Source organism: Streptomyces sp. NPDC051183 (assembly GCF_040682455.1).
Taxonomy (GTDB): domain Bacteria; phylum Actinomycetota; class Actinomycetes; order Streptomycetales; family Streptomycetaceae; genus Streptomyces.
Map to the genome: position 1 here is coordinate 38,882 of NZ_JBFBBA010000029.1, position 22,359 is coordinate 61,240.

Here is a 22,359-nt window from a genome sequence, read left to right on the forward strand (position 1 = left end):
CTGCCTGCGCTTCCCCACCCGGTGGGTTCTTCCCATGGGACCTGCGCGCGCGTCGGCCCGCAACCGCACCGCGGGCCGTCGGAGGGGTGTTGCGAGGCGGGGACAGCGGTGTTCCAGCCTCGCGGTACTGCATCAGACCTTACGTACATTCGGGGCACGGCACCTCGTCCTTCCGGCCCGGATCGCGTGGGCCGGAAGGACGAGACGGGCTCAGAGCCCGGCGGCCGCGCTCTTGATCGCGGCGGCGAAGGTGGAGACCTCGGTGTAGACGCCGGGGTAGTCGGGCCGGGCGCAGCCCTCGCCCCAGCTGACTATGCCGACCTGGATCCAGGCGTTGGTGCTGTCGCGGCGGAACATCGGGCCGCCGGAGTCGCCCTGGCAGGTGTCGACGCCGCCCTGGTCCAGGAAGCCGGCGCAGATCTCCTCGCCGGGGACGAGGGAGCTGCCGTACGCGGCCTGGCAGTCGGCGTCCGAGACGAAGGGGACGGTGGCCTTCTGCAGGTACCGCTGCTGGCCGCCGCCCTCGCGGGTGGCGCCCCAGCCTGCGACGGTGAAGGTTCCGTTGTCGAACTGCTTGGTCTCGGCGATCTTGAGGGTGGGCAGGTTGATGGGCTTGGCGAGCTTGATCAGGGCCCAGTCCTTGCCGGTGCCGTTGTAGCCGGGGGCCTGGAGCACCTTGGTGGACTTGACCTTGATGGCGCTGGAGCTCTGGAGGTCGACGACTCCGGCGGTGGCGGTGATGGAGGTGTTGTTGCCGGAGCGGCTGACGCAGTGCGCGGCGGTGAGGACGATCTGCTGGGTGTAGAGGGCGCCGCCGCAGCCCATGGAGAGCCTGACCATGAAGGGGAACTCGCCCTGGGCGGCGCGGGTGCCGCCGACGACGGGTACCGGGGAGGCCGTGGCGCCCGCGGGCTGGAGGCTGACGGCTGCGAGGGCGACCGCTCCGACGGCGAGGGTGCGCTTGAGGAATCGGGCAAGGGTGGACACAGTCGACACACTGCCTTTCGTGGGGGGTTGGGCCGTGCGCGTCATCGGGTAAATGACGCGTCCATGTCACACCGCCCGCGCACGGGAGAACAAGAACGCGTTTTCGGACAACTTCGGGCGCCGGCGCCAGGGTTTGCCGCGAGGAGGCTCGCATGACGGAGAACGGCAGGCAGGGCAGCCCGATCCAGCACGGATTTCCGCACCTGGACGCCGTGCGCACCTCGATCACCACGCTGCTGCGGCGGCTCTCCTACGAGGGCGTCCTCGCCTACGCGACCCCCTTCGCCCCCGCCGACGCGGCCTTCGACGACACCGAGGACCTCCACCTCGGCGCGCACCGGGTGGCCTCCGCGATGGTCCGCGCGCTACGGCTGCCCGACGCCCGCATGGTGGTCGGCTTCCGGCCGATGGCGGAGGCGGCGACCGTGGAACTGGCCGCCGGGCCGGAGTACTTCGTCGAGGTCAACAACCGCTTCCGCACCCACCGCCGCGACCTGGCCGCCGCCCTGGCCCACGAGGCCACGCACGTCCTGCTGCACCGGCTGGATCTGCGCTTGCCCACGACCGCGGCCGACGAGATCCTCACCGACACCGCCGCCGCCTACCTCGGCGTCGGCTGGCTGCTGCTCGACGCGTACCGCGAGGACGCGCTCACCCACCAGAAGCTCGGCTACCTCACCCCGGAGGAGTTCGGCTACGTCCTGGCCAAGCGCGGAAGCCTGTTCGGCGAGGACCTCTCCGCCTGGTTCACCAGCCCGCAGGCGTACGAGGCCTACGTGCGCGGCCGCGCACTGGCCGCCCGGGACCTGCGCCGGGCTCCGCTGGCCGCGGCGGGCCGCATCGAGCGCCGCCGCTACGCCAGGGACCGTCGGGCGGCCGCGACCGTGGCGCCCGAGGCGTCCGCCGCATCCGCCCCGGGGGGCGGGGCGGCGTACCGCTTCGAGGGGCACGGCCCCGGGCTGCGGGTGAGTTTCTGCTGCCCGGTGTGCGAGCAGCGGCTGCGCCTGCCGGTGCGCGGCCCCGTCCGGGCCCGGTGCGGGCTGTGCCGCACCGTCCTGGAATGCGATACTTGACGCTCATCCCGCCTGAAGGCGGGAGATTCCCACCGTGCCGCCGCTGTTTCCAGCGGGTGCGTGGTGGTTCCTGTTTCATCACCCGCTGCCCGGCATGCCGGGTCTTACGTGGGCTCCGCAGGCGTTTTACGTGTCCGGGCGTCCCTCGGCCACGATGCGCCCCCCATGCCCTTCACGTTCAGGTCCTCCACGTACACGGCTTGGCTCTCGCGCGTGATCCGGGTGGTTTCCTGCTCGATGAAGTCGCGTCGCTGATCAGCGACGCGGGCATGGACCTTCGCTACGGCGAGCTTGGCCTTGCGCCGGTTGTTCGAGCCCTTCTTGGCACGGGACAGCTTGCGCTGCGCCCGCTTGAGCTTCTTGGCCTGGCGGCGGAAGAACTTCGGCGAGCTGATCTTCCGGCCGCGCAGGACCGCATACGTGGACAGGCCCAGGTCGATACCGGTCTCGGTCGTGTCCAGGTCCAGCTCGGGCAACGACTCGTCCTCGGCCTCCACCACGAACGAGGCGAAGTACCGGCCCGAGGCGTCCTTGATCACGGTCACGCACGACGAGGCGCAGGGAAGCTCACGGGACCAGCGGACCTTGACATCGCCGATCTTCGGGAGCCGGAGCTTGCGGTCGGCGGTGATGGAGAACCGGGCGTTCATGGTGAAGCGGACCGCCTGGCGGCTGGACTTCTTCTTGAACTTCGGCGGCCCCGTCTTCGGGCCCTTGCGGGTGCCGTTCTTCGAGGCGAAGAAGTTGGAGTACGCGGTCTCCAGGTCCCGCAGGGACTGCTGGAGGACCACGGCCGACACCTCGGACAGCCAGGCACGTCCCTCGGTCTTCTTCACCTCGGTGACGAACCGCTTCGACAGCTGTGCCGCCTTCGGCCGGTCAAGGCCCTGCTTGTAGGCGTCCTGCCGCAGACGCAGCCCGTCGTTCCAGACCACGCGGGCGCACCCGAACGCCCTTGCCGACGCCGTGCGCTGGGTGGCGTGCGGGTACACGCGGAAGGAGTACCGCAGCTGCATACCAACGATCGTACTACGGTTGGTTTATGACTGAGTATCAGAACATTCGCACAGGTCGGCACTGCACTTTCATCCTCCACGCCCACTTGGTTTTCGTGACGAAGTACCGGCACGAGGTCTTCAACGACCAGCACCTCACACGGTGCGAAGAGATCATGCGCAGCGTCTGCGCAGACTTCGAGGTCGAGCTGGTCGAGTTCAACGGCGAGAACAACCACGTCCACCTCCTGGTGAACCTCCCGCCGAAGGTCGCCCTGTCCAAGCTGGTCAACAGCTTGAAGGGCGTCAGCTCCCGCCGACTCCGCCAGGAGTTCCCCGACCTCGTCCGCCACTACTGGCGGGCACAACGACTCTGGTCCGGCTCGTACTTTGCCGGGTCAGTCGGCGGGGCCCCGTTGTCGATGGTCCATCAGTACATCGAGCAGCAGAATCGCCCGCCGTGACGCGCGGGTCAGAGCAGTCCTGAGAATCGCTTCACCACCGGGCCAAAGCCCGATGCACTGCGACTAGTCCCGGTAGCGGGGGTTCACCACCCGGCCACGAAAAGTTACTTACCAGCCAGTAGACATAGGGTCGGCCATTGCCCAGTCTGGTCGCGTACATGCCAATACGTGACCGAGGAGCGTCCCCCCATGCGCAGCACCCGCCGCACCCGTTCGACCCGTACCGCCACCGCCGTGGCCACCGCGGCCGCCGTCCTGGCGCTGGTCCCGGCCGCCGCCGCCCAGGCCGCACCCGCCGCAGCCCCCGCCGCCACGTCCGCCGGGGTGAGCGCGAGCGCGTCCGCCCCCGGCGGCAATGCCGCGATACTCGGCATCGACTACGCCACCTGGCAGCGCGACGTCGCGACCGTCATCGACGCGGCCCGCCCCGCGATCGAGGCGCGCATCGCCGCCGCGCCGGCCGGCGAGCGGCCCGCCATCGTCCTCGACATCGACAACTCGTCGCTTGAGACGGACTTCCACTGGTTCTGGACCTTCCCGACCCCCGCCATCGCCAAGGTGCGCGAGCTGACCCGGTACGCGAACGACCGCGGGGTGGCGATCTTCTTCGTCACCGCCCGGCCCGGGATCGTGTACTCCCTGACCGAGCGCAACCTCAAGGCCGTCGGCTACCCGGTCTCGGGGCTCTACGTCCGGGACCTGCCCGCGCTGTTCGGCCAGGTCAGCGCGTACAAGACGGCCAAGCGGGCCGAGATCGAGGCGCGCGGCTACACGATCATCGCGAACATCGGCAACAACGAGAGCGACCTCGTCGGCGGCCACGCCGAACGCACCGTCAAGCTCCCGGACTACGGCGGCAAGCTCTCCTGAGCGAACCGGCTCGTGCGTGCGCCCGGCTCGCATGCCGGGCCCGTGTGCCCGGCTCGTACGCCCGGCGCGGCGGGGCGGAACGCACTCCTCCGCAGACGCGGCCGGGTTACTGCGGTTCAGCGAGTGCACGCAGTGGGTAGTGATACCCCATCGCACGAGTCAGGGATCCGGGCCCGACCCCTCGCCAGGGGGCCGGGCCCGGCGCCTTTCCCCGGTCAGGGCATCAGCGCGCCCCGTACACCGGGTGCGGAGGCTCGGCCGCCGCGAGGAGTTTCGCCGCCGCCTCCCCCGCCTCCGCCGGGGTCCACCGCGCGCCCCGGTCGGTGGTGGGGCCCGGGCGCCAGCCCTCCATCACCGTGATCCGGCCGCCCTCCGCCTCGAAGACCCGGCCGGTGACCCCGGCCGAGGCGTCGGAGCCGAGCCAGACCACCAGCGGGGACACGTTCTCCGGGGCCATCGCGTCGAACGCGCCCGGGGCCGGCGCCGCCATCGTCTCCGCGAAGGTCCGCTCGGTCATCCGGGTCCGCGCCGCCGGGGCGATGGCGTTGACCTGGACCCCGTAGTGGCCCATCTCGGCGGCGGCGACCAGGGTCATGCCGAGGATGCCGGCCTTGGCCGCGCTGTAGTTGCCCTGCCCCACGGAGCCCAGCAGTCCGGCCCCGGAGGAAGTGTTGACGACCCGGGCCGCCGCCCGGCGGCCCGCCTTCGCCTCCGCCCGCCACCAGGCCGCCGCGTGCTTCAGCGGCAGGAAGTGCCCCTTGAGGTGGACCCGCATCACCGCGTCCCAGTCGTCCTCGTCGAGGTTGACGAGCATCCGGTCGCGCAGGAAGCCCGCGTTGTTGACCAGGGTGTCGAGCCGGCCGTAGGCGTCGAGGGCGGCCGCCACGAGGGAGGCCGCACCCTCGGTGGTCGCGATGTCCCCGCCGTGCGCCACCGCCTCGCCGCCCAGCGCCCGGATCTCGGCGGCGACCTGCGCCGCCGGGCCGTCCGGGCCCGGAAGCCCGTCGAGGCCGACCCCGAGGTCGTTGACGACGACCCGCGCCCCCTGCGCCGCGAAGGCCAGGGCGTGGGCCCGGCCCAGCCCCCGCCCCGCGCCCGTCACGACGACCACCCGGCCTTCAGCAATGCCCATGTCAGCTCTCCCTGTTCACAGTTGCCGCATCCAGAAACGCCGGGCGCTCCCCGCCCCCGTGCACCAGCAGGCTCGCCCCGCTCACGTACGCCGCCCGGTCGGAGGCGAGGAACACCGCCGCGGCGCCGATGTCCGAGGGCTCGGCCAGCCGCCCCAGCGGGACGGTCGCACCGACCGCCGCGACGCCCGCCTCGTCCCCGTAGTGCAGGTGGGACAGCTCGGTCCGCACCATGCCCAGGACCAGCGAGTTCACCCGTACCTCGGGGGCCCACTCCACGGCCATGGAGCGGGCCAGGTTCTCCAGGGCCGCCTTGGCCGCCCCGTACGCCGCCGTGCCCGGCGAGGGCCGGGTGCCGCTGACGCTGCCGATCATCACCACCGAGCCGCCGGCCCCGCGCAGCCAGGGGTAGGCGGCCAGCGAGGCCGTCATCGGGGCGAGCAGGTTGAGCTCGACGACCCGTGCGTGCCGCTCGGCCCCGCCCTCCCCCAGCAGTCGGTACGGGGTCCCGCCCGCGTTGTTCACCAGGCAGTCGAGCCGCCCGTACCGGGCCGCGACCCCCTCGAAGAACCCCTGCACGGCGGCCGGATCGCGCAGGTCGACGGCCGCGAAGGAGGCTTCGCGGCCCTCGGCGGCCACCGGCGCCTCCGGTGGCCGCCGGGCGCAGACCACGACCCGGGCCCCCGCCGCGAGGAACGACTTCGCGATCCCGGCGCCGACGCCCCGGGTTCCGCCGGTGACGACGACAACCCTCCCGTTGAGCTCCATCGGCTGCTACCTTCCTCACCTAACAAATGTTTGGTGGAAAGGTAGCTGATCCTCTCATGGGTGTCTCCACCTCAAGCCCCGACAAGGGCATCGCCCTCGTCACAGTCGACTTCCCGCCCGTCAACGCGCTCCCCGTACAGGGCTGGTACGACCTCGCCGACGCACTGCGCGCCGCCGGCCGCGACCCCGAGACCCGGTGCGTCGTCCTGGCAGCCGAGGGCCGCGGATTCAACGCCGGCGTCGACATCAAGGAGATGCAGCGCGACACCGGCCACGCCTCGCTCATCGGCGCCAACCGGGGCTGCTACGAGGCCTTCGCCGCCGTCTACGAGTGCGAGGTGCCGGTCGTCGCGGCCGTGAACGGGTTCTGCCTGGGCGGCGGCATCGGCCTGGTCGGCAACGCCGACGCCATCGTGGCCTCCGACGACGCGACCTTCGGGCTGCCCGAGCTGGACCGGGGCGCGCTCGGCGCCGCCACCCACCTGGCCCGCCTTGTCCCCCAGCACCTGATGCGCACCCTCTACTACACCTCGCGCACCGCGACCGCCGCCGAACTGCACGCCCACGGCTCGGTGTGGAAGGTGGTCCCGCGCGCGGAACTGCGCCCCGCCGCCCTGGAACTCGCCGCCGAGATCGCGAAGAAGGACGGCTACCTGCTGAGGCTGGCCAAGGCGGCCATCAACGGCATCGACCCCGTCGACGTACGCCGCAGCTACCGCTTCGAGCAGGGCTTCACCTTCGAGGCCAACCTCAGCGGTGTCGCCGACCGGGTCCGCGACACCTTCGGGAAGGGACAGGGAGACACGGCATGACGGACAAGACCATGACCCCCGAAGAGGTGGTCGGCCAGTTGCGCAGCGGCATGACCATCGGCATCGGCGGCTGGGGGTCCCGGCGCAAGCCCATGGCCCTGGTGCGGGCACTGCTCCGCTCCGAGATCACCGATCTCACCGTGGTCTCCTACGGCGGCCCCGACGTCGGGCTGCTCGCCGCCGCGGGCCGGATCCGAAAGCTCGTCGCCCCCTTCGCGACGCTCGATTCCATCCCCCTGGAGCCGCACTTCCGGGCCGCGCGCGAGCGCGCCGCCTTCACCCTCACCGAGTTCGACGAGGCCATGTTCATGTGGGGCCTGCACGCCGCCGCGAACCGGCTCCCCTTCCTCCCCGTCCGCGCCGGCCTCGGCTCCGACGTCATGCGGGTCAACCCCGAACTGCGCACCGTCACCTCCCCCTACGCCGACGGCGAGGAGTTCGTCGCGGTCCCGGCCCTGCGCCTGGACGCCGCCCTGGTCCACCTCAACCGCGCCGACCGGCTCGGCAACGCCCAGTACCTGGGCCCGGACCCCTACTTCGACGACCTGTTCTGCGAGGCCGCCGATGCCGCGTACGTCTCCTGCGAGCAGCTCGTGGAGACCGCCGAGCTCTCCAAGTCCGGCCCCCCGCAGTCCCTCCTGGTCAGCCGGCACACCGTCACCGGCGTCGTGGAGACCCCGAACGGGGCGCACTTCACCTCCTGCGTCCCCGACTACGAGCGCGACGAGGCCTTCCAGAAGCTGTACGCGACCACCCCCTGGCCCGAGTTCGCCGGGCGCTTCCTCTCCGGCGCGGGCGAGCACGACTACCAACAGGCCGTCCGGGCCTGGCACGAGGAGCAGCAGTGACCAGCCGTGCGGAGTACTGCGTGATCGCCTGCGCCGAGGCCTGGCGCGACAACGGCGAGGTGCTGGCCAGCCCGATGGGCCTGGTGCCCTCCTTCGGGGCGCGGCTGGCCAAGCGGACCTTCTCCCCCGACCTGCTGCTGACCGACGGCGAGGCCATGCTGGTCGGGCTCGACGGTACGGCCGAGGGCTGGCTCCCGTACCGGCGGCACCTGACGATGGTCACCGGCGGGCGGCGGCACGTGATGATGGGCGCCAGCCAGATCGACCGGTTCGGCAACCAGAACATCTCCTGCATCGGGGACTGGGAGCGGCCGGCCCGTCAGCTCCTGGGGGTGCGCGGGGCTCCGGTGAACACCCTCAACAACCCGGTGAGCTACTGGATCCCCAAGCACTCCACCCGGGTCTTCGTCGAGCGCGTCGACATGGTCAGCGGGGTGGGCCACGACCGCGCCGAGACGGCCGGGGTGACCCGCTTCCACCGGCTGCCGCGGGTGGTCAGCGATCTGGGCGTCTTCGACTTCTCCGGCCCCGGCCACTGCATGCGGCTCGCGTCCGTGCATCCGGGGGTCACGGTCGAGCAGGTCCGGGCGGCCACCGGTTTCGAACTGGCCGTCGCGGAGGAGGTCCCGTACACCCGCGAGCCGACCGCCGAGGAGCTGCGGCTGATCCGCGAGGTCATCGACCCCAAGGGCCTGCGCGAGCGCGAAGTGCGGGTCTGAGGCCATGGAGACGGCATTCACCGAGCTGGTCGGGACCCGCTACCCGATCGTGCAGACGGGCATGGGCTGGGTCGCCGGCCCCCGGCTGGTGTCCGCGGCGGCGGGCGCGGGCGCGCTCGGCATCCTGGCCTCGGCCACGATGACCACGGAGCAGCTGCGCTCGGCGGTCCGGGAGGTCAAGTCCCGTACGGACGCCCCCTTCGGGGTCAATCTGCGCGCGGACGCCGGGGACGCGGCCGAGCGGGCGCAGTTGATCATCGACGAGGGCGTACGGGTCGCCTCCTTCGCCCTGGCCCCGTCCAGGGAGCTGATCGCACGGCTCAAGGACGCGGGCGTGGTCGTGATCCCGTCCATCGGGGCCCGGCGGCACGCGGAGAAGGTCGCGGCCTGGGGCGCCGACGCGGTGATCGTGCAGGGCGGCGAGGGCGGCGGCCACACCGGGGACGTGGCCACGACCGTGCTGCTGCCCCAGGTGGTGGACGCGGTGGACATCCCGGTGGTCGCGGCCGGCGGGTTCTGCGACGGGCGCGGCCTGGTGGCGGCGCTCGCGTACGGGGCCGCCGGCATCGCGATGGGCACGCGGTTCCTGCTGACCTCCGACTCCACCGTCCCGGAGTCGGTCAAGGCCGAGTACCTCAGGGCCACGGTCAAGGACGTGATGGTGACGACGGCCGTGGACGGGCTGCCGCACCGGATGCTGCGCAGCGAACTGGTCGAGTCGCTGGAGCGGGCGGGCCGCGCCCGGGCGCTGCTGCGCGCGGTGCGGCACGCGTCCGGCTTCCGCCGGATCTCCGGGCTGACCTGGTCGCGGATGGTCCGCGAGGGGCTGGCGATGAAGCACGGCAAGGACCTGTCGTGGAGCCAGGTGCTGCTTGCCGCGAACACCCCGATGCTCCTCAAGGCGTCCATGGTCGAGGGCCGTACGGACCTCGGCGTCATGGCATCGGGCCAGGTCGCGGGGGTGATCGAGGATCTGCCTTCCTGTGCGGAGCTCGTCAGCCGCGTCATGGCCGAGGCACAACAGGCACTCGAAGCACTGCACGCGTTCCGCACCCTGCCACCAGCAGGGTGATCCCCCTTCTCCGCCACAGGAGTTGCCACCGATGAGCCGTGTCCGAATCCGCCTGGCGACCGCGGTGCTCGCTTCCGCCCTCGCCATCGGGGCGCTGCCCGCCGCCGCGTCCGCCGCGCCCGCGCCCGCGGCCGTGCCCGCCGCCCGGTACCACCAGCAAGCAGAAACGATTCGCCAGATCCCCCTCCAAGGCGCGGTCAACGTCCGCGACCTGGGCGGATACCGCACCTGGACCGGCGGTCAGGTCCGCCAGGGGCTGGTCTACCGCTCCGACGCGCTGAGCAAGCTGACCCCGGCGGACATCACAGCCGTCTCCGGTCTGGGCCTCACGAAGGTCGTCGACTTCCGCATCCCGATGGAGCTCCAGTACGACGGCGCCGACCGGCTGCCGGCCGGCCTGGCCCCCGCCTCCCGCCCGATCAGCGACCTCGGCCTGTACGGGACCCTGGTCGGGGCGATCTCCAGCGCCGACCCCGTGAAGCAGGAGCAGATGCTCGGCGGCGGCCGCGCCGAGGCCTACATGCGCGACATCTACCGCACCTTCGTGACCAGCCCCGAGAACCGGGCGCAGTTCGCGGCCACCGTGCGGGAGGCCGCGGACGGCCGGCAGGGGCCGCTCCTCTACCACTGCACCTCCGGCAAGGACCGGACCGGGTGGATGAGCTACGTACTGCTGCGCTCCCTGGCCGTCCCCGAGAGCGCGGCCGCGGGCGACTACCTGGCGTCGAACACCTTCCGCGCCGCCTACGACGCCCAGGTGCGGGCCGGGCTGAAGCAGTCCGGCCGGATGCAGAACCCGGACCTGCTGATCCCGCTCCAGGAGGTCCGCCAGGACTACCTGAACGCGGCGACCGCGCAGATCGAGGCCGATTACGGCAGCTTCTACGGCTACCTGACGAACGGCCTCGGCCTGGACCTGCGGACCCTGGCGAAGCTCCAGGACAAGATGGTCCGCTGACCGTCCCCGCACACACGAGGACGCCGGGCGGCGCATGTGCGCTGCCCGGCGTCCTCCGTGTCTGCTACTGGCCGCTACGGCCGCGTGCCGTCAGGCCGAGCGGCGGCGGCCCTGGCCGGCCTGGCCGACGCGGCTGCGGGCCGAAGCCCCGGCCGCACCGCCGGAGGGGGCGCCACCGGTACGCCGGCCGCGCTCGCCGGAGCCCGCGGCCCCGCCACCCTGGCCGGCCTGGCCCCGGCGGGCCTGGCCCGACCCGGACGCGGGGGCCTGCCCGGCGCTGCCGCCACCGGAGCGGCGGCCGCGGCCACCGCCGGCGGCCGGGGCGGCGCCCGTACCGGAGCCCGTACGCGGACCGCCCGAGCGGCGGCGGGCGCCGCCGCCGGAGCCGCCACCGGCCTGGCCGGCGGAGCGCTGGCGCGGCGGGGTCGGCTGCGGCACGTCCAGGACCACGGGGATGCCCGAGGGCTCCTTGGCGCCGGTCAGCCGGGACAGCTCCTCGTCGGAGGACTTGATCTGCGCGGTGCGCGGGGAGATCCCGGCGTCCGACATCAGACGGGTCATGTCGCGCTTCTGGTCGGGCAGCACCAGGGTGACCACGCTGCCGGACTCGCCGGCGCGGGCGGTACGGCCGCCGCGGTGCAGGTAGTCCTTGTGGTCGGTGGGCGGGTCCACGTTGACGACGAGGTCGAGGTCGTCGATGTGGATGCCGCGGGCGGCCACGTTGGTGGCGACCAGCGCGGTGACCTCGCCCGTCTTGAACCAGTCCAGCGTGCGGTTGCGCTGCGGCTGCGAGCGCCCGCCGTGCAGGCCGGAGGCGCGGACGCCGTCCGCGAGGAGCTTCTTGACCATGCGGTCGACCCCGCGCTTGGTGTCGACGAACATGATCACCCGGCCGTCGCGAGCGGCTATACGCGTCGCCACGGCCTTCTTGTCGGTCTCGTCCATGACGTACAGGACGTGGTGCTCCATGGTGGTGACCGCGCCGGCCGAGGGGTCGACGGAGTGGCCGACCGGGTCGGTCAGGAACATCTTGACGAGCTTGTCGATGTTCTTGTCGAGGGTCGCCGAGAACAGCATGGTCTGGCCGTCGGCCTCGACCTGCTTGAGCAGCGCCGTGACCTGCGGCATGAAGCCCATGTCGGTCATCTGGTCGGCCTCGTCGAGGACCGTGATGGCGACCTGGGAGAGGTCGGCGTCACCGCGGTCGATGAGGTCCTTCAGGCGGCCGGGGGTGGCGACGAGCACCTCGGCGCCGCGGCGCAGGGCGCCGGACTGCCGGTTGATCGACATGCCGCCGACGACGGTCGCGATGCGCAGGTTGACGGACGTGGCGTAGGGGGCCAGGGCGTCGGTGACCTGCTGCGCGAGCTCGCGGGTCGGTACGAGGACCAGCGCGAGGGGCTGCTTGGGCTGCGCGCGGCGGCCGGCGGTACGGGCCAGCAGGGCCAGTCCGAAGGCCAGGGTCTTGCCGGAGCCGGTACGGCCGCGGCCGAGCAGGTCACGGCCGGCGAGCGAGTTCGGCAGCGTCGCGGCCTGGATCGGGAACGGCTCGGTGACGCCCTGGGCGGCGAGGGTCTTCAGCAGCGCCTCGGGCATGTCCATGTCCTCGAACGCGGCGACCGGCGGCAGGGCCGGGGTCAGCGGTTCGGGCATGGTGAATTCTTGGGGCCTGGCCACGGGCGCGGACTTCTGCCGTCCCGCGCCAGCCTTCGGACGCCCCTGGGCCGCACCTCGACCCCGGGTGGGGCGGCGGCTGGGTCGTGCGGAGCTGGAGCTGGTCATGCGAGAAAGCCCTCCTGAAACCGGCAGGTAAAACAAGTGGTCGAAACAGCAGACACGCCGGGGCCCGCACCTGTTCGGTGCGGACCCCGGCGTGTGGAATGCCTTAGGCGGGGAGGATGTTCTCCGCCTGGGGGCCCTTCTGGCCCTGGGTGACGTCGAAGGACACGCGCTGGCCCTCGTTGAGCTCACGGAAGCCCTGGGTGGCGATGTTCGAGTAGTGGGCGAAGACGTCCGGGCCGCCGCCGTCCTGCTCGATGAAGCCGAAGCCCTTTTCCGAGTTGAACCACTTCACGGTGCCAAGTGCCATTTTAAATCTCCTGAATAGGCGGCAAAGGGCCCCATCCGGAGATTCCGGCAAAACAATAAAAGCGCCTGAGGAACATTCCCGTCAGGCGCACATAAAGTTCATGGGTACCACAACTGCAACGCCTCTAAGCTAGCACACGTCGGTCGGGGAGGGTGGCGGCGAGTATGTGACCTCCGTCCCCAGCGGCTCCGGCCCGCAACGTGCCCCCCACCTCGGCGAGGGCGGCGCGGAGCCCGGGGAGGCCCGTCCCGCCCGGGTCGAGGACGATCCGCTCCCCCTCCGGGGCGGTGTTCACCACGTCCAGCCGCCTCCCCGTCATCGGTGTGCAGATTCACCCGGACGGCGGAGCCGGGGGCGTATGTGGCGGCGTTCGCGAGGCCCTCGCGGGCGATCCGACGCAGCAGCCGCCCGTCGGCCGCCGGGAACGGGTGATTGAATCCGCGCATGGCAGCGATCAAGGAGCCCTGGGGGCTCAGTGTGCTCGGGGCGGGCAGTGTGTCCGCCGAACCCAGACTCGCCCACGTGGACCTGGCGGTCGACCTCGTCGCCCCGACCCCGAAGGAGGCCTTCGCCGAAGCGGGCGCGGCGGTGGCCCGGCTGCGGGCCACCCTGCGGGAGCACGGCATACCCGACTCGGACGTTTCCGGCTCACGGCTGGCGCTGACGTCGCAGTACAACGGATATGGCGCGGATCGCACCTTCCGCGGCTACGGCTGCGAGGCCACCTACACCGTGCAGACGGCGGCCCTCGGCCGGCTCGACCTGCTGATCGAGGACGCGGTCGCGGCCGGCGCGAACCGCGTCGACGCCGTGCGATTCGAGGTCGAGGACAAGCCCGCGATGCGCGACGAGGCCCGGCGCCGGGCGGTCGGGGCCGCGCGGCGCAAGGCCGAGGTCTACGCGGAGGCGTGCGGGATCCGGCTGGGCCCGGTGATCCACATCGAGGACGTCGACCCGGAGTCGATGGGCAGCCGCAGCCACGGCCGCCGCACGGGCGGGGATCCCGAGGAGGACGGCACCCTCTCCCCGGGCTCGGTCCGCGTCGAGGCCGCCGTCCTGCTCGGCTTCGCCCTGCTCCCCTGACCGCAGCGGGCGCGGCGGCGGGCCACTCGCACCACTCGGCCCGGGGGCCTCACGGGCTTCGTCGACCTGCGGCGGCTTCCGGCCGCCGCCCGCCGGGCGTCGCTCCCGCCGGGGGCTACAGGCGCTCGATGATCGTCACGTTGGCCTGGCCGCCGCCCTCGCACATGGTCTGGAGGCCGTAGCGGCCGCCCGTGCGTTCCAGTTCGTGCAGCAGCGTCGTCATCAGCTTCACCCCCGTCGCGCCCAGCGGATGGCCGAGTGCGATCGCGCCGCCGTTGACGTTCACCCGCTCCGGGTCCGCGCCGGTCTCCTTCAGCCAGGCCAGGACCACCGGGGCGAAGGCCTCGTTGATCTCCACCAGGTCGATGTCGGCCAGGGACAGGCCCGTCTTCTTCAGCGCGTACGCCGTGGCCGGGATCGGCGCCGACAGCATGCGGATCGGGTCCTCGCCGCGCACCGAGAGGTGGTGGATGCGGGCGCGCGGGCGCAGGCCGTGCTCCCGTACCGCCCGCTCGGAGGCCAGCAGCATGGCCGCCGCGCCGTCCGAGACCTGGGAGGAGACCGCCGCCGTGATGGTGCCGCCTTCGAGGACCGGCTTCAGGGTCGCCATCTTTTCGAGGGTGGTGTCCCGGCGCGGGCCCTCGTCCGCCGTCATGTCCCCGTACGGCACGATCTCCCGCTCGAAACGGCCCTCGTCGATCGCGCGGATCGCCCGCCGGTGGCTGGAGAGCGCGAACCGCTCCATGTCCTGCCGGGTGATCCCCCACTTCTCGGCGATGAGCTGCGCGCCGTGGAACTGGTTCACCGGGGCGTCGCCATACCGCTCCCGCCAGCCCGCCGACCCCGCGTACGGGCCCTGCGTGAAGCCCAGCGGCTCCGCCGCCTGCCTCGACGCGAAGGCGATCGGGATCATCGACATGTTCTGGGTGCCGCCCGCGACCACCAGGTCCTGCGTGCCGGACATGACGCCCTGCGCCGCGAAGTGCACCGCCTGCTGCGAGGACCCGCACTGCCGGTCGATGGTGACCCCGGGCACCTCCTCCGGCAGGCCCGCCGCCAGCCAGGCCGTGCGGGCGATGTCGCCCGCCTGCGGTCCCACCGTGTCGAGGCAGCCGAAGACCACGTCCTCCACCGCGGCCGGGTCCACTCCGGACCGCTCGACCAGCGCCTTCATGACGTGCGCGCCGAGGTCGGCCGGGTGGACCGCCGACAGGCCCCCCTTGCGCCGCCCCACGGGGGTGCGTACCGCTTCGACTATGTAGGCCTCGGGCATCGGGACTCCTCGGGGTTTCCGGGTCAGGTGCGTACGGCGATCCCGTCCAGCACCATCGACAGGTACTGGCGGGCGATCTCCTCGGGGCTGTGCCGGCCGCCCGGCCGGTACCAGGACGCCGCCACCCACACCGTGTCGCGCACGAAGCGGTAGGTGAGGCGGATGTCGAGGTCGGCGCGGAAGACCTGGGCGGCGACCCCTCGCTCCAGCGTCCCCAGCCACGCCTTCTCGAACTTCTGCTGCGAGTCGGAGAGGTAGTGGAAGCGGGGCTGGACCGACAGGTGCCGGGACTCCTTCTGGTAGATCGCGACGGCGGCGCGGTGCCGGTCGATCTCCCGGAAGGACTCGGTGACGAGGGCCTCGATGGTCTCCCTGGGGCCGAGGCCCGCGGCGAGGACGGTGTCGTAGCCCTGCCACAGCTCGTTCAGGAAGGCCGAGAGGATCTCGTCGAGCATCGATTCCTTGGAATCGAAGTGGTAGTAGAGGCTGCCGGCGAGCATGCCGGCGGCGTCTGCGATCTTGCGGACGGTGGTGGCGTTGTAGCCCTGCGCGGCGAAGACCTCGGCGGCGGTGGCGAGGAGTTCTCGACGGCGCTCGGGCGAGGCCGTCACCTGCGGCTTCTTCTTCTGCATCGGCTCGTTGGTTGGCACGCGTCCATTCTCGGCCTACGCGCGCTGGCTGCTGACCGACACGGTCTCGCCCGTCATGTACGACGAGTAGCCGCTGGCCAGGAAGACGATGACGTTGGCGACCTCCCAGGGTTCGGCGTACCTGCCGAAGGCCTCACGGGCGGTCAGTTCGCGCAGCAGTTCCTCGCTGGTGACCTTCACCAGGTGCGGGTGCATGGCCAGGCTCGGGGCGACGGCGTTGACCCGTACGCCGAACTCGGCCGCCTCCAGCGCCGCGCAGCGGGTCAGTGCCATCACCCCGGCCTTGGCGGCCGCGTAGTGGGCCTGGCCAGTCTGGGCGCGCCAGCCGACGACGGAGGCGTTGTTGACGACGACTCCGCCCCGGCCGGACGCCTTCAGGGAGCGCAGTGCGGCGCGGGTGCAGCGGAAGGTGCCGTTCAGGGTGACGTCGAGGACCTTGCCCCACTGTTCGTCGGTCATGTCGACGAGGTCGGCGGTCCCGCCGAGTCCGGCGTTGTTGACGACGATGTCGAGGCCGCCGTGGGTCTGTTCGGCGAGTGCGAACAGGGCCCGCACCTGTTCCTCGTCGGTGACGTCGCAGGGCAGGGAGGTGACGCGGTCGGCGCCGAATTCCGCGGCGAGCGCGTCCTCGGTCTCCTTCAGGCGCCGGGCGTGCGCGTCGCCGATGACGATGCGGGCGCCCTCCTCCAGGAATCGGCGGGCGGTGGCTCCGCCGATCCCGGCGCCGGCGGCGGCGGTGACGACGGCCGCGCGGCCCGTCAGCAGGCCGTGCCCGGCGGTGTACTCGGGCGGGTTCATGCCCGTACCTCCTTGGTCCTCGACGCTGCTCATGGCCGTACGTTAACCTACCAAACACTTGTTAGGGAAGGATGTGCGCATGCCCGCTCCCCCCGCCGACGACGAGGCCCCCGTGGTGCTCTACGAGCGCCGCGGGCCGGTCGCGTACGTGACCATGAACCGGCCGCGCTACCGCAACGCGCAGAACGGCGCGATGACCTACGCCCTGGACGACGCCTTCTACCGGGCCGCCGGCGACCCCGAGGTGAAGGTGGCCGTCCTCGCCGGGGCCGGCGGGCACTTCTCGGCGGGCCACGACATCGGCACTCCCGCGCGCGACGCCCACCTGCCCTTCGAGCGGCGGGCCGGGCTGTGGTGGGACCACTCGGACTTCGGGCTGGCGCTGACCAAGCGGGCCGTCAACCAGGCCGAGGACCTCCAGGGGATGCACACCGGCATGGACTCGGTGTTCGCCCTGCACCACCTGGCGCACGCGCACAACGCGGAGACGGCCGCGGACTCGCTCGGCGGCGTCGGCATCGCCGCCCTGAAGGAGGCGAACACCTGATGGACCTCACCCATTCGGCGGAAGTGGAGGCCTTCCGGGAGCAGGCGCGGGCCTGGCTGGCCGCGCACGTGCCCGCCACGCCCCTGCCCTCCCTGGAGACCGCGGAGGGCTTCGCGGCCCACCGGGAATGGGAGGCCCTGCTGCACGCCGACCGCTGGTCGGTGGTGTCCTGGCCCGAGGAGTACGGGGGCCGGGGCGCGGACATCGAGCGGTGGCTGGTCTTCGAGGAGGAGTACTGGGCGGCGGGCGCGCCGGGCCGGGTCTCCCAGAACGGCATCAACCTGCTCGCGCCGACCCTCTTCGACCACGCGACGGCGGAGCAGCGGGCCCGGGTGCTGCCGTCCATGGCGAGCGGCGAGGTGATCTGGGCACAGGCCTGGTCCGAGCCGGAGTCGGGCTCCGACCTGGCCTCGCTGAAGGCGCGGGCGGTGCGCACCCGGGGCGGCTGGCTGCTGTCCGGGCAGAAGACCTGGTCCTCGCGGGCGGCCTTCGCCGACCGGGCGTTCGGCATCTTCCGCACGGATCCCGAGGCCCCGAAGCCGCACCAGGGGCTGACCTATCTGATGTTCGACCTGCGTGCGCCGGGGGTGACGGTGCGGCCCATCGGGCGGCTCGACGGCAAACCGGCCTTCGCGGAGCTGTTCCTGGACGAGGTGTTCGTACCGGACGCGGACGTGATCGGGGAGCCGGGCCAGGGCTGGCGGATCGCGATGTCGACCACCGGCAACGAGCGCGGGCTCACCCTGCGCTCCCCCGGCCGGTTCCTGGCGGCGGCGGACCGGCTGGTGTCGCTGTGGCGGACGGCGGGCGATCCGTCCGACACCGCAATGCGGGACCGGGTCGCGGACGCGGTGGTCGGGGCGCGCGCCTACGAGCTGTTCACCTGGGCGGGCGCCTCCCGCTTCGCGGCGGGCGCGGCGATCGGCGCCGAGTCCAGCCTGAACAAGGTGTTCTGGTCGCAGTACGACATCGCCCTGCACGAGACGGCACTCGACCTGCTGGGGCCGGACGCGGAGCTCGCGGAAGGCGAATGGGCCGAGCCGTGGATCTTCTCGCTGGCCGGCCCGATCTACGCGGGGACGAACGAGATCCAGCGCGACATCATCGCCGAGCGGCTGCTCGGCCTCCCGAAGGGCCGCCGCTGATGCACTTCCTGCCGACCGGGGAACAGTCGGACTTCGCCCGTACGCTGTACGACCTGCTCGGGGCCGCGGACGTCCCCGCGACGGTACGGGCCTGGGGCTGCGGGGACCACGGCCCCGGGCGGGCGCTGTGGGGGCGGCTGGCCCGGACGGGGCTGTTCGCCCTGGCCGCGGACGAGGAGTACGACGGGGCCGGGCTGCTGCCGCTGGAACTGTCGCTCGGCTTCGTCGAGTTGGGCCGGGCGGGGGTGCCGGGGCCGGCGGTGGAGACGGCGGCCGCCTCGGTCCTGCTGTCCGGGCTCGGGGACGGGGCGCTGGCGAAGCGGTTCCTCCCGGGTCTCGTGGCGGGCGAGGCCTCGGCGACGCTGACCCTGCCGGGCGGATCCCCGTACGCCCTGGACGCCGACGCGGCGACGTACCGCTTCGCGGTGTCGGAGGCGGGCGAGCTCCGGCTGGCGGGCGACGGCCCGGGCGGGCTCCTGGCGTCCACGGACCCGGCGCGACGGCTCTCGCTCCCGGCCCCCGGGGGTGAACTCCTCGCGTCGGGCCCGCGGGTGGTGGCGGCGGCGGAGTCGGCCGGCCGCTGGGCGCGGCTGCTCACGGCCGCCCAGTGCCTCGGCGTCGGCGAGTCGCTCCTGGCCCGCACGGTGGGGTACGCGAAGCAGCGCACCCAGTTCGGCACGCCGATCGGCGGTTTCCAGGCGGTCAAGCACCGGCTGGCGGACACCCTGCTCGGGCTGGAGTTCGCCCGGCCGCTGCTGTGGGCGGCGGCCCTCTCCCTGGAGGCGGGCGACGTCGCGGCGGCGAAGCTCACCGCCGGCGAGGCGGCGTACGCCTCGGCCATGACGGCGCTCCAACTGCACGGCGCGGTCGGCTACACGCAGGAGCTGGACCTCTCCCTGTGGCTGCGCAAGGCCCGCCCGCTGCGCGACGCTTGGGGCACGCCCGCACAGTGCCGGGCGGCGGTCCTCCGGGCGCGGGTGCGGTAGCGCGGGCGTGGCGGCCCGGGCGCGGTGGCGCGGGCGTGCCGGTTCAGCTCACGGGCACGCCACGGAGAGGGTGACGACGTACTGCTCCTCGACCGTGCCGTCGGGGAAGAGCGGCCTCAGCCGCTCCCGCTCGGCGTCCATGAACGCCGAGGTCCCGGGCTCGCCGAGGAGCAGGAACGCGGAGTGGCTGGAGTGGTTGGCCAGGTGCGCCTCCAGCGGGATCCGGCGGGACCAGCGGACCTCGCGGGTGGTGAATTCGAGCCCCACGGGCAGTGCGCGGACGGTGGCTTCCATGGCCGAGAAGAGCTCCCGGATCCGGGCGTCCTGCTCGGCGATCCACGGCACGGCGCCGTCCAGGTCGTTCCACCAGAGCGCCAGTGCGCCGCCGGGGCGCAGCACGCGGCGGACCTCGGGGACGGAGTGCTCCGGGTGCGTCCAGTGCCAGGACTGGGCGTAGGTCAGGAGGTCGAAGCCGTGGTCGGCGAGCGGCAGCCGGTCCCCGTCCCCGCGCACGACCGGGATCCCGGGATGCGCGCGGCGGAACTCGGCGGCCATGCCGTCCCCGGGCTCCACGGCGATCACCCGGGCCCCTCGGGCACGCATCGGCCCGGTCGCGATGCCGGTCCCGGCCCCCACGTCGGCCACCCGCGCCCCGGCGAGCGGCAGCCCGGCCAACTCCTCGACGGCGTCGTACAACGCCTCGGGATACCCGGGCCGGCTGGCCCCGTACAGGGCGGCGGCACGGTCGAAGGAGCGGGCTCGGGCGGCTGCCGGGGCGCGGGAGGCTGCGGTCATGGCCCCATTGTTCGCGCCGCGCCCGCCGGTTTCAGCGGAACTCGCGCACGACCTCGATCCGGCCCACGATGTGCGCGTTGAGCTCGTCCAGCTCCTCCGCCGGGACCCACAGCTCCAGGATCGTCTCGCCGCCGGCCTGCTGGACCGGGTAGCGCGACAGGAAGGCGGTGTCGACCTCGAAGCGCGTCACGAAACCCGCGCCGTCGTGCTTGACGTTCCAGTCGCGGGCGATGCGGATCGCGTAGTCCTCGTTGAGGACGGGATAGAAGATCGGCTGCTCGGGCAGCCGCGGCGGCCAGGCCCGGAAGTCGAGGGCGCGGACGAGGTCGAGCTCGACGGGGCCCGTCGGGCGCCAGAGGGTGGTGGTCGGGGTCGGGGTCGTGGACATGCGCAGGACGCTACGGCGTGGGGAGGGGCCCTGGCCAGCGGATATGGCGAGGGCGAGGACGGGACGGGCAGTGCCGCGGTCGCCTGCCCGTCGTCAGCCGGTCGTCATGCCGCCGTCCACCGCGAACTCCGCGCCCGTCACGTACGAGGACGCGTCCGAGCAGAGGAAGAGGACCAGTTCCCCGACCTCCTCCGGCCGTCCCATCCGGCCCAGCGGGACGTGCGACCAGTCCCGGCCCGCGACCGCCGCGGCCACCATGGGGGTGTCGACCGCCCCCGGGTGCACCGAGTTGACCCGGATCCGGTCGCCCGCCAGGTCCAGCGCCGCCGACCGGGTCAGCCCGCGGAGCCCGAACTTGGCCGACCCGTACGCCGCGTGGCCCGGGATGCCGACGAGCCCCGCCGTGCTGGAGATGTTCACGATCGAGCCGCCGCCGGCCGCCCGCAGCAGCGGAGCCACCGCCTGGATGCCGAGGAACGGTCCGAGCAGGTTGACCCGCAGCAGTTCCTCGAAGTCCGCGAGCCGCTGCTGCTCGACGTGGGCCGTGCGCCACAGCGCCGCGTTGTTGACCAGCGCCGAGACCGTGCCGAAGGCGCGCACGGCCTCCCGTACGACCTCCGCCCAGCTCGCCCCGTCGGCCACGTCGTGCCGTACGAACAGCCCCTGGTCGCCGAGTTCGGCCGCGACCGCCCGGCCCTCGTCCTCCCGTACGTCGGTGACCACCACCCGTGCGCCGGCCTGCGCGCACAGCCGGGCCTCCGCCGCGCCCTGGCCGCGACCGGCGCCGGTGATGACGACGACCTTGCCCGCCAGTGAGATCACGGCTCCACCCTCCCGGATATTCTGATTAGAAATATTTCTAGCAGTCATATCTCTTCGGAGGAAGGGGCATTGCTCACACCGGCCATAGACTGCGCTGCGTGGCAGACGAGACGAACAGGCGCACGCTCCCCGCGACCGGCTGGGCGGTGCTCGGACTGCTCTCCTTCGGTGAGGAGCTCTCCGGCTACGACCTGAAGAAGTGGGCGGATGGATCGCTGCGCTTCTTCTACTGGAGCCCGTCCTTCAGCCAGATCTACAGCGAGCTCAAGCGCCTGGAGCAGGCCGGCTACGCCTCCTCCCGGACGGTCGCCCAGGAGTCCGGCACCCGCGACAAGCGCGTCTACCGGATCACGGACGAGGGCATGGCAGCCGTACGGGAATGGGCGCGCGGGGCGCCAGTCGACCCGCCGGTGCTCAAGCACGGGCCGATGCTTCGGCTGTGGCTCGGCCACCTGCTGGAGCCGGAGCAGATGCGCGAGGTCCTCGTACGGCACCAGGAGTACGCGGAGGACATGCGCCGCCGGGCGGTGGCCGACGCGGAGAGCGCGAAGGGCGAGGCGGCGTGGGCGTACTCGGCGCTCACCCTCAAGTGGGCCGAGCGCCACTACGCCTCCGAGCGCGACCTCGCGGCCGCCATGCTGGAGGACATCGAGGCCCTGACGGCTGCCGAGCCCACCGAGCCGGGCGAAGAACGCCCCTGAACCCGCGCTTCCTCGTACGCTCGGGGGTCCATGACGGGCAGCGCGACAGATCTCCGCAAGATCCAAGAGACCCGTCAACAAGCTCGCCGCGGAGAAGTACCTGTGCAAGGCGGCCCGGCTGCCGCTGTTCTGGCAGTTCATCGGCTTCGGCAACACGCGCAGCACCCAGTTCGACTTCCTGCGCCGGCTGGACGAACTGCCCGTCCCCGCCAGGCGCCCGGTGGACAACGCGGGCTACTTCCACGCGGGCGCCGACCCGCGGACCGTTCCGGACACGGTGCTGTACGACCGACTGGTCGCGGAGTTCCCGTCCTGGCCGGCGGCGGCGCGGGCGGGCGGGCGGGCGGGCGGGCGGGCGGCGGGGATCGTGCCCGCGTGACGCGCGC

General features: G+C 72.5%; 25 protein-coding genes and 1 pseudogene. 14 read left to right on the forward strand and 12 right to left on the reverse strand.

Going from position 1 to position 22,359, the window contains the following annotated elements; genetic code table 11:
* Positions 1-210: 210 nt before the first annotated feature.
* A complete protein-coding gene (locus AB0M99_RS24335) occupies positions 211-987 on the reverse strand; it encodes a serine protease (RefSeq protein WP_365923764.1) in 777 nt (258 codons plus the stop codon).
* A gap of 152 nt (positions 988-1,139) precedes the next feature.
* On the opposite strand from AB0M99_RS24335, the gene AB0M99_RS24340 reads away from it, so the two are divergent.
* Positions 1,140-2,060, forward strand: a complete 921-nt coding sequence (locus AB0M99_RS24340; protein ID WP_365923766.1) for a hypothetical protein — start codon at positions 1,140-1,142, stop codon at positions 2,058-2,060.
* Positions 2,061-2,164: 104 nt separating this feature from the next.
* Here AB0M99_RS24340 and AB0M99_RS24345 read toward each other — a convergent pair whose 3' ends face one another.
* Entirely contained in the window at positions 2,165-3,076 is a 912-nt protein-coding gene (locus AB0M99_RS24345; protein ID WP_365923768.1) for a transposase, read from the reverse strand.
* Positions 3,077-3,102: 26 nt separating this feature from the next.
* On the opposite strand from AB0M99_RS24345, the gene tnpA reads away from it, so the two are divergent.
* Together tnpA and AB0M99_RS24355 are read left to right on the forward strand one after the other, a co-directional pair.
* Positions 3,103-3,519: an IS200/IS605 family transposase gene (gene tnpA, locus AB0M99_RS24350; RefSeq protein WP_365923770.1), complete on the forward strand. Its 417-nt coding sequence runs from the start codon at positions 3,103-3,105 to the stop codon at positions 3,517-3,519.
* Between the two features lie 189 nt (positions 3,520-3,708).
* Positions 3,709-4,389 carry an HAD family acid phosphatase gene (locus tag AB0M99_RS24355; RefSeq protein ID WP_365923772.1) on the forward strand — a complete coding sequence of 227 codons (681 nt, stop codon included), beginning with the start codon at positions 3,709-3,711 and terminating at the stop codon, positions 4,387-4,389.
* Between the two features lie 223 nt (positions 4,390-4,612).
* Here AB0M99_RS24355 and AB0M99_RS24360 read toward each other — a convergent pair whose 3' ends face one another.
* Together AB0M99_RS24360 and AB0M99_RS24365 are read right to left on the reverse strand one after the other, a co-directional pair.
* Complete coding sequence (locus tag AB0M99_RS24360; protein WP_365923774.1) at positions 4,613-5,521, reverse strand: SDR family oxidoreductase; 909 nt, start codon at positions 5,519-5,521, stop codon at positions 4,613-4,615.
* Position 5,522: 1 nt separating this feature from the next.
* A complete protein-coding gene (locus tag AB0M99_RS24365) occupies positions 5,523-6,287 on the reverse strand; it encodes an SDR family oxidoreductase (RefSeq protein WP_365923776.1) in 765 nt (254 codons plus the stop codon).
* Between the two features lie 56 nt (positions 6,288-6,343).
* Here AB0M99_RS24365 and AB0M99_RS24370 point away from each other — a divergent pair, with 56 nt between their 5' ends.
* From AB0M99_RS24370 to AB0M99_RS24390, 5 genes are read left to right on the forward strand one after another with little or no spacing between them, the layout of a single operon-like run.
* Entirely contained in the window at positions 6,344-7,099 is a 756-nt protein-coding gene (locus tag AB0M99_RS24370; protein ID WP_365923778.1) for an enoyl-CoA hydratase family protein, read from the forward strand.
* Positions 7,096-7,947 (forward strand): CoA-transferase, encoded by an 852-nt coding sequence (locus AB0M99_RS24375; protein WP_365923780.1) that lies wholly within the window; start codon positions 7,096-7,098, stop codon positions 7,945-7,947. Before AB0M99_RS24370 ends, AB0M99_RS24375 begins: the two co-directional genes overlap by 4 nt.
* Complete coding sequence (locus tag AB0M99_RS24380; RefSeq protein WP_365923782.1) at positions 7,944-8,666, forward strand: CoA-transferase; 723 nt, start codon at positions 7,944-7,946, stop codon at positions 8,664-8,666. The genes AB0M99_RS24375 and AB0M99_RS24380 overlap by 4 nt, the downstream gene beginning before the upstream one ends.
* A 4-nt stretch (positions 8,667-8,670) precedes the next feature.
* Positions 8,671-9,738: a nitronate monooxygenase gene (locus AB0M99_RS24385; protein WP_365923784.1), complete on the forward strand. Its 1,068-nt coding sequence runs from the start codon at positions 8,671-8,673 to the stop codon at positions 9,736-9,738.
* Between the two features lie 31 nt (positions 9,739-9,769).
* A complete protein-coding gene (locus tag AB0M99_RS24390; protein ID WP_365923786.1) occupies positions 9,770-10,696 on the forward strand; it encodes a tyrosine-protein phosphatase in 927 nt (308 codons plus the stop codon).
* 90 nt (positions 10,697-10,786) lie between these two features.
* On the opposite strand, the gene AB0M99_RS24395 is transcribed toward AB0M99_RS24390, so the two are convergent.
* Together AB0M99_RS24395 and AB0M99_RS24400 are read right to left on the reverse strand one after the other, a co-directional pair.
* On the reverse strand, positions 10,787-12,349 hold the full coding sequence (locus AB0M99_RS24395) for a DEAD/DEAH box helicase (RefSeq protein WP_365923788.1): 1,563 nt from the start codon (positions 12,347-12,349) through the stop codon (positions 10,787-10,789).
* Between the two features lie 232 nt (positions 12,350-12,581).
* The gene (locus AB0M99_RS24400) at positions 12,582-12,785 is read right to left on the reverse strand and encodes a cold-shock protein (protein ID WP_112447913.1); all 204 of its coding nucleotides are present in this window, start codon (positions 12,783-12,785) and stop codon (positions 12,582-12,584) included.
* 444 nt (positions 12,786-13,229) lie between these two features.
* Between AB0M99_RS24400 and AB0M99_RS24405 the strand changes: the two genes are divergently transcribed.
* Positions 13,230-13,868, forward strand: coding sequence for an SIMPL domain-containing protein (locus tag AB0M99_RS24405; protein ID WP_365923790.1), 639 nt, complete (start codon positions 13,230-13,232; stop codon positions 13,866-13,868).
* Positions 13,869-13,983: 115 nt separating this feature from the next.
* Here AB0M99_RS24405 and AB0M99_RS24410 read toward each other — a convergent pair whose 3' ends face one another.
* The 3 genes from AB0M99_RS24410 to AB0M99_RS24420 are packed head-to-tail and all read right to left on the reverse strand — an operon-like array spanning position 13,984 to position 16,589.
* Positions 13,984-15,141, reverse strand: a complete 1,158-nt coding sequence (locus tag AB0M99_RS24410; protein ID WP_365923792.1) for an acetyl-CoA C-acetyltransferase — start codon at positions 15,139-15,141, stop codon at positions 13,984-13,986.
* A 23-nt stretch (positions 15,142-15,164) separates the two neighbouring features.
* Positions 15,165-15,773 (reverse strand): TetR/AcrR family transcriptional regulator, encoded by a 609-nt coding sequence (locus AB0M99_RS24415; RefSeq protein WP_365923904.1) that lies wholly within the window; start codon positions 15,771-15,773, stop codon positions 15,165-15,167.
* A gap of 33 nt (positions 15,774-15,806) precedes the next feature.
* Positions 15,807-16,589, reverse strand: a complete 783-nt coding sequence (locus AB0M99_RS24420) for an SDR family oxidoreductase (protein WP_365923906.1) — start codon at positions 16,587-16,589, stop codon at positions 15,807-15,809.
* Between the two features lie 79 nt (positions 16,590-16,668).
* On the opposite strand from AB0M99_RS24420, the gene AB0M99_RS24425 reads away from it, so the two are divergent.
* Genes AB0M99_RS24425 through AB0M99_RS24435 form a run of 3 tightly spaced genes read left to right on the forward strand, consistent with a single transcriptional unit; the run spans position 16,669 to position 19,267 of the window.
* Entirely contained in the window at positions 16,669-17,136 is a 468-nt protein-coding gene (locus tag AB0M99_RS24425) for an enoyl-CoA hydratase-related protein (RefSeq protein WP_365923794.1), read from the forward strand.
* Positions 17,136-18,281, forward strand: coding sequence for an acyl-CoA dehydrogenase family protein (locus AB0M99_RS24430; protein ID WP_365923796.1), 1,146 nt, complete (start codon positions 17,136-17,138; stop codon positions 18,279-18,281). Before AB0M99_RS24425 ends, AB0M99_RS24430 begins: the two co-directional genes overlap by 1 nt.
* Complete coding sequence (locus AB0M99_RS24435) at positions 18,281-19,267, forward strand: acyl-CoA dehydrogenase family protein (RefSeq protein WP_365923798.1); 987 nt, start codon at positions 18,281-18,283, stop codon at positions 19,265-19,267. Before AB0M99_RS24430 ends, AB0M99_RS24435 begins: the two co-directional genes overlap by 1 nt.
* A 48-nt stretch (positions 19,268-19,315) precedes the next feature.
* On the opposite strand, the gene AB0M99_RS24440 is transcribed toward AB0M99_RS24435, so the two are convergent.
* The 3 genes from AB0M99_RS24440 to AB0M99_RS24450 all read right to left on the reverse strand — a co-directional run bounded on the left by AB0M99_RS24440 (position 19,316) and on the right by AB0M99_RS24450 (position 21,272).
* Entirely contained in the window at positions 19,316-20,062 is a 747-nt protein-coding gene (locus tag AB0M99_RS24440) for a class I SAM-dependent methyltransferase (RefSeq protein WP_365923800.1), read from the reverse strand.
* 31 nt (positions 20,063-20,093) lie between these two features.
* Positions 20,094-20,450: a hypothetical protein gene (locus AB0M99_RS24445; RefSeq protein ID WP_365923802.1), complete on the reverse strand. Its 357-nt coding sequence runs from the start codon at positions 20,448-20,450 to the stop codon at positions 20,094-20,096.
* Between the two features lie 93 nt (positions 20,451-20,543).
* Positions 20,544-21,272 carry a glucose 1-dehydrogenase gene (locus tag AB0M99_RS24450; protein WP_365923804.1) on the reverse strand — a complete coding sequence of 243 codons (729 nt, stop codon included), beginning with the start codon at positions 21,270-21,272 and terminating at the stop codon, positions 20,544-20,546.
* A 98-nt stretch (positions 21,273-21,370) separates the two neighbouring features.
* Here AB0M99_RS24450 and AB0M99_RS24455 point away from each other — a divergent pair, with 98 nt between their 5' ends.
* Both AB0M99_RS24455 and AB0M99_RS24460 read left to right on the forward strand, forming a co-directional pair.
* Positions 21,371-21,973: a PadR family transcriptional regulator gene (locus AB0M99_RS24455; RefSeq protein ID WP_365923806.1), complete on the forward strand. Its 603-nt coding sequence runs from the start codon at positions 21,371-21,373 to the stop codon at positions 21,971-21,973.
* Positions 21,974-22,043: 70 nt separating this feature from the next.
* Positions 22,044-22,352, forward strand: a pseudogene (locus AB0M99_RS24460) (VWA domain-containing protein); the annotation flags it as partial.
* Positions 22,353-22,359 lie beyond the last annotated feature (7 nt).

Excerpts from the sequence above, each read along its gene's own strand:
- AB0M99_RS24340 (WP_365923766.1), top strand. The coding sequence starts at position 1,140 with ATGACGGAGAACGGCAGGCAGGGCAGCCCGATCCAGCACGGATTTCCG.
- AB0M99_RS24345 (WP_365923768.1), bottom strand. The coding sequence starts at position 3,076 with ATGCAGCTGCGGTACTCCTTCCGCGTGTACCCGCACGCCACCCAGCGC.
- tnpA (WP_365923770.1), top strand. The coding sequence starts at position 3,103 with ATGACTGAGTATCAGAACATTCGCACAGGTCGGCACTGCACTTTCATC.
- AB0M99_RS24355 (WP_365923772.1), top strand. The coding sequence starts at position 3,709 with ATGCGCAGCACCCGCCGCACCCGTTCGACCCGTACCGCCACCGCCGTG.
- AB0M99_RS24360 (WP_365923774.1), bottom strand. The coding sequence starts at position 5,521 with ATGGGCATTGCTGAAGGCCGGGTGGTCGTCGTGACGGGCGCGGGGCGG.
- AB0M99_RS24365 (WP_365923776.1), bottom strand. The coding sequence starts at position 6,287 with ATGGAGCTCAACGGGAGGGTTGTCGTCGTCACCGGCGGAACCCGGGGC.
- AB0M99_RS24370 (WP_365923778.1), top strand. The coding sequence starts at position 6,344 with ATGGGTGTCTCCACCTCAAGCCCCGACAAGGGCATCGCCCTCGTCACA.
- AB0M99_RS24375 (WP_365923780.1), top strand. The coding sequence starts at position 7,096 with ATGACGGACAAGACCATGACCCCCGAAGAGGTGGTCGGCCAGTTGCGC.
- AB0M99_RS24385 (WP_365923784.1), top strand. The coding sequence starts at position 8,671 with ATGGAGACGGCATTCACCGAGCTGGTCGGGACCCGCTACCCGATCGTG.
- AB0M99_RS24390 (WP_365923786.1), top strand. The coding sequence starts at position 9,770 with ATGAGCCGTGTCCGAATCCGCCTGGCGACCGCGGTGCTCGCTTCCGCC.
- AB0M99_RS24395 (WP_365923788.1), bottom strand. The coding sequence starts at position 12,349 with ATGCCCGAACCGCTGACCCCGGCCCTGCCGCCGGTCGCCGCGTTCGAG.
- AB0M99_RS24400 (WP_112447913.1), bottom strand. The coding sequence starts at position 12,785 with ATGGCACTTGGCACCGTGAAGTGGTTCAACTCGGAAAAGGGCTTCGGC.
- AB0M99_RS24405 (WP_365923790.1), top strand. The coding sequence starts at position 13,230 with ATGGCAGCGATCAAGGAGCCCTGGGGGCTCAGTGTGCTCGGGGCGGGC.
- AB0M99_RS24410 (WP_365923792.1), bottom strand. The coding sequence starts at position 15,141 with ATGCCCGAGGCCTACATAGTCGAAGCGGTACGCACCCCCGTGGGGCGG.
- AB0M99_RS24415 (WP_365923904.1), bottom strand. The coding sequence starts at position 15,773 with ATGCAGAAGAAGAAGCCGCAGGTGACGGCCTCGCCCGAGCGCCGTCGA.
- AB0M99_RS24420 (WP_365923906.1), bottom strand. The coding sequence starts at position 16,589 with ATGAACCCGCCCGAGTACACCGCCGGGCACGGCCTGCTGACGGGCCGC.
- AB0M99_RS24425 (WP_365923794.1), top strand. The coding sequence starts at position 16,669 with ATGCCCGCTCCCCCCGCCGACGACGAGGCCCCCGTGGTGCTCTACGAG.
- AB0M99_RS24430 (WP_365923796.1), top strand. The coding sequence starts at position 17,136 with ATGGACCTCACCCATTCGGCGGAAGTGGAGGCCTTCCGGGAGCAGGCG.
- AB0M99_RS24435 (WP_365923798.1), top strand. The coding sequence starts at position 18,281 with ATGCACTTCCTGCCGACCGGGGAACAGTCGGACTTCGCCCGTACGCTG.
- AB0M99_RS24440 (WP_365923800.1), bottom strand. The coding sequence starts at position 20,062 with ATGACCGCAGCCTCCCGCGCCCCGGCAGCCGCCCGAGCCCGCTCCTTC.
- AB0M99_RS24445 (WP_365923802.1), bottom strand. The coding sequence starts at position 20,450 with ATGTCCACGACCCCGACCCCGACCACCACCCTCTGGCGCCCGACGGGC.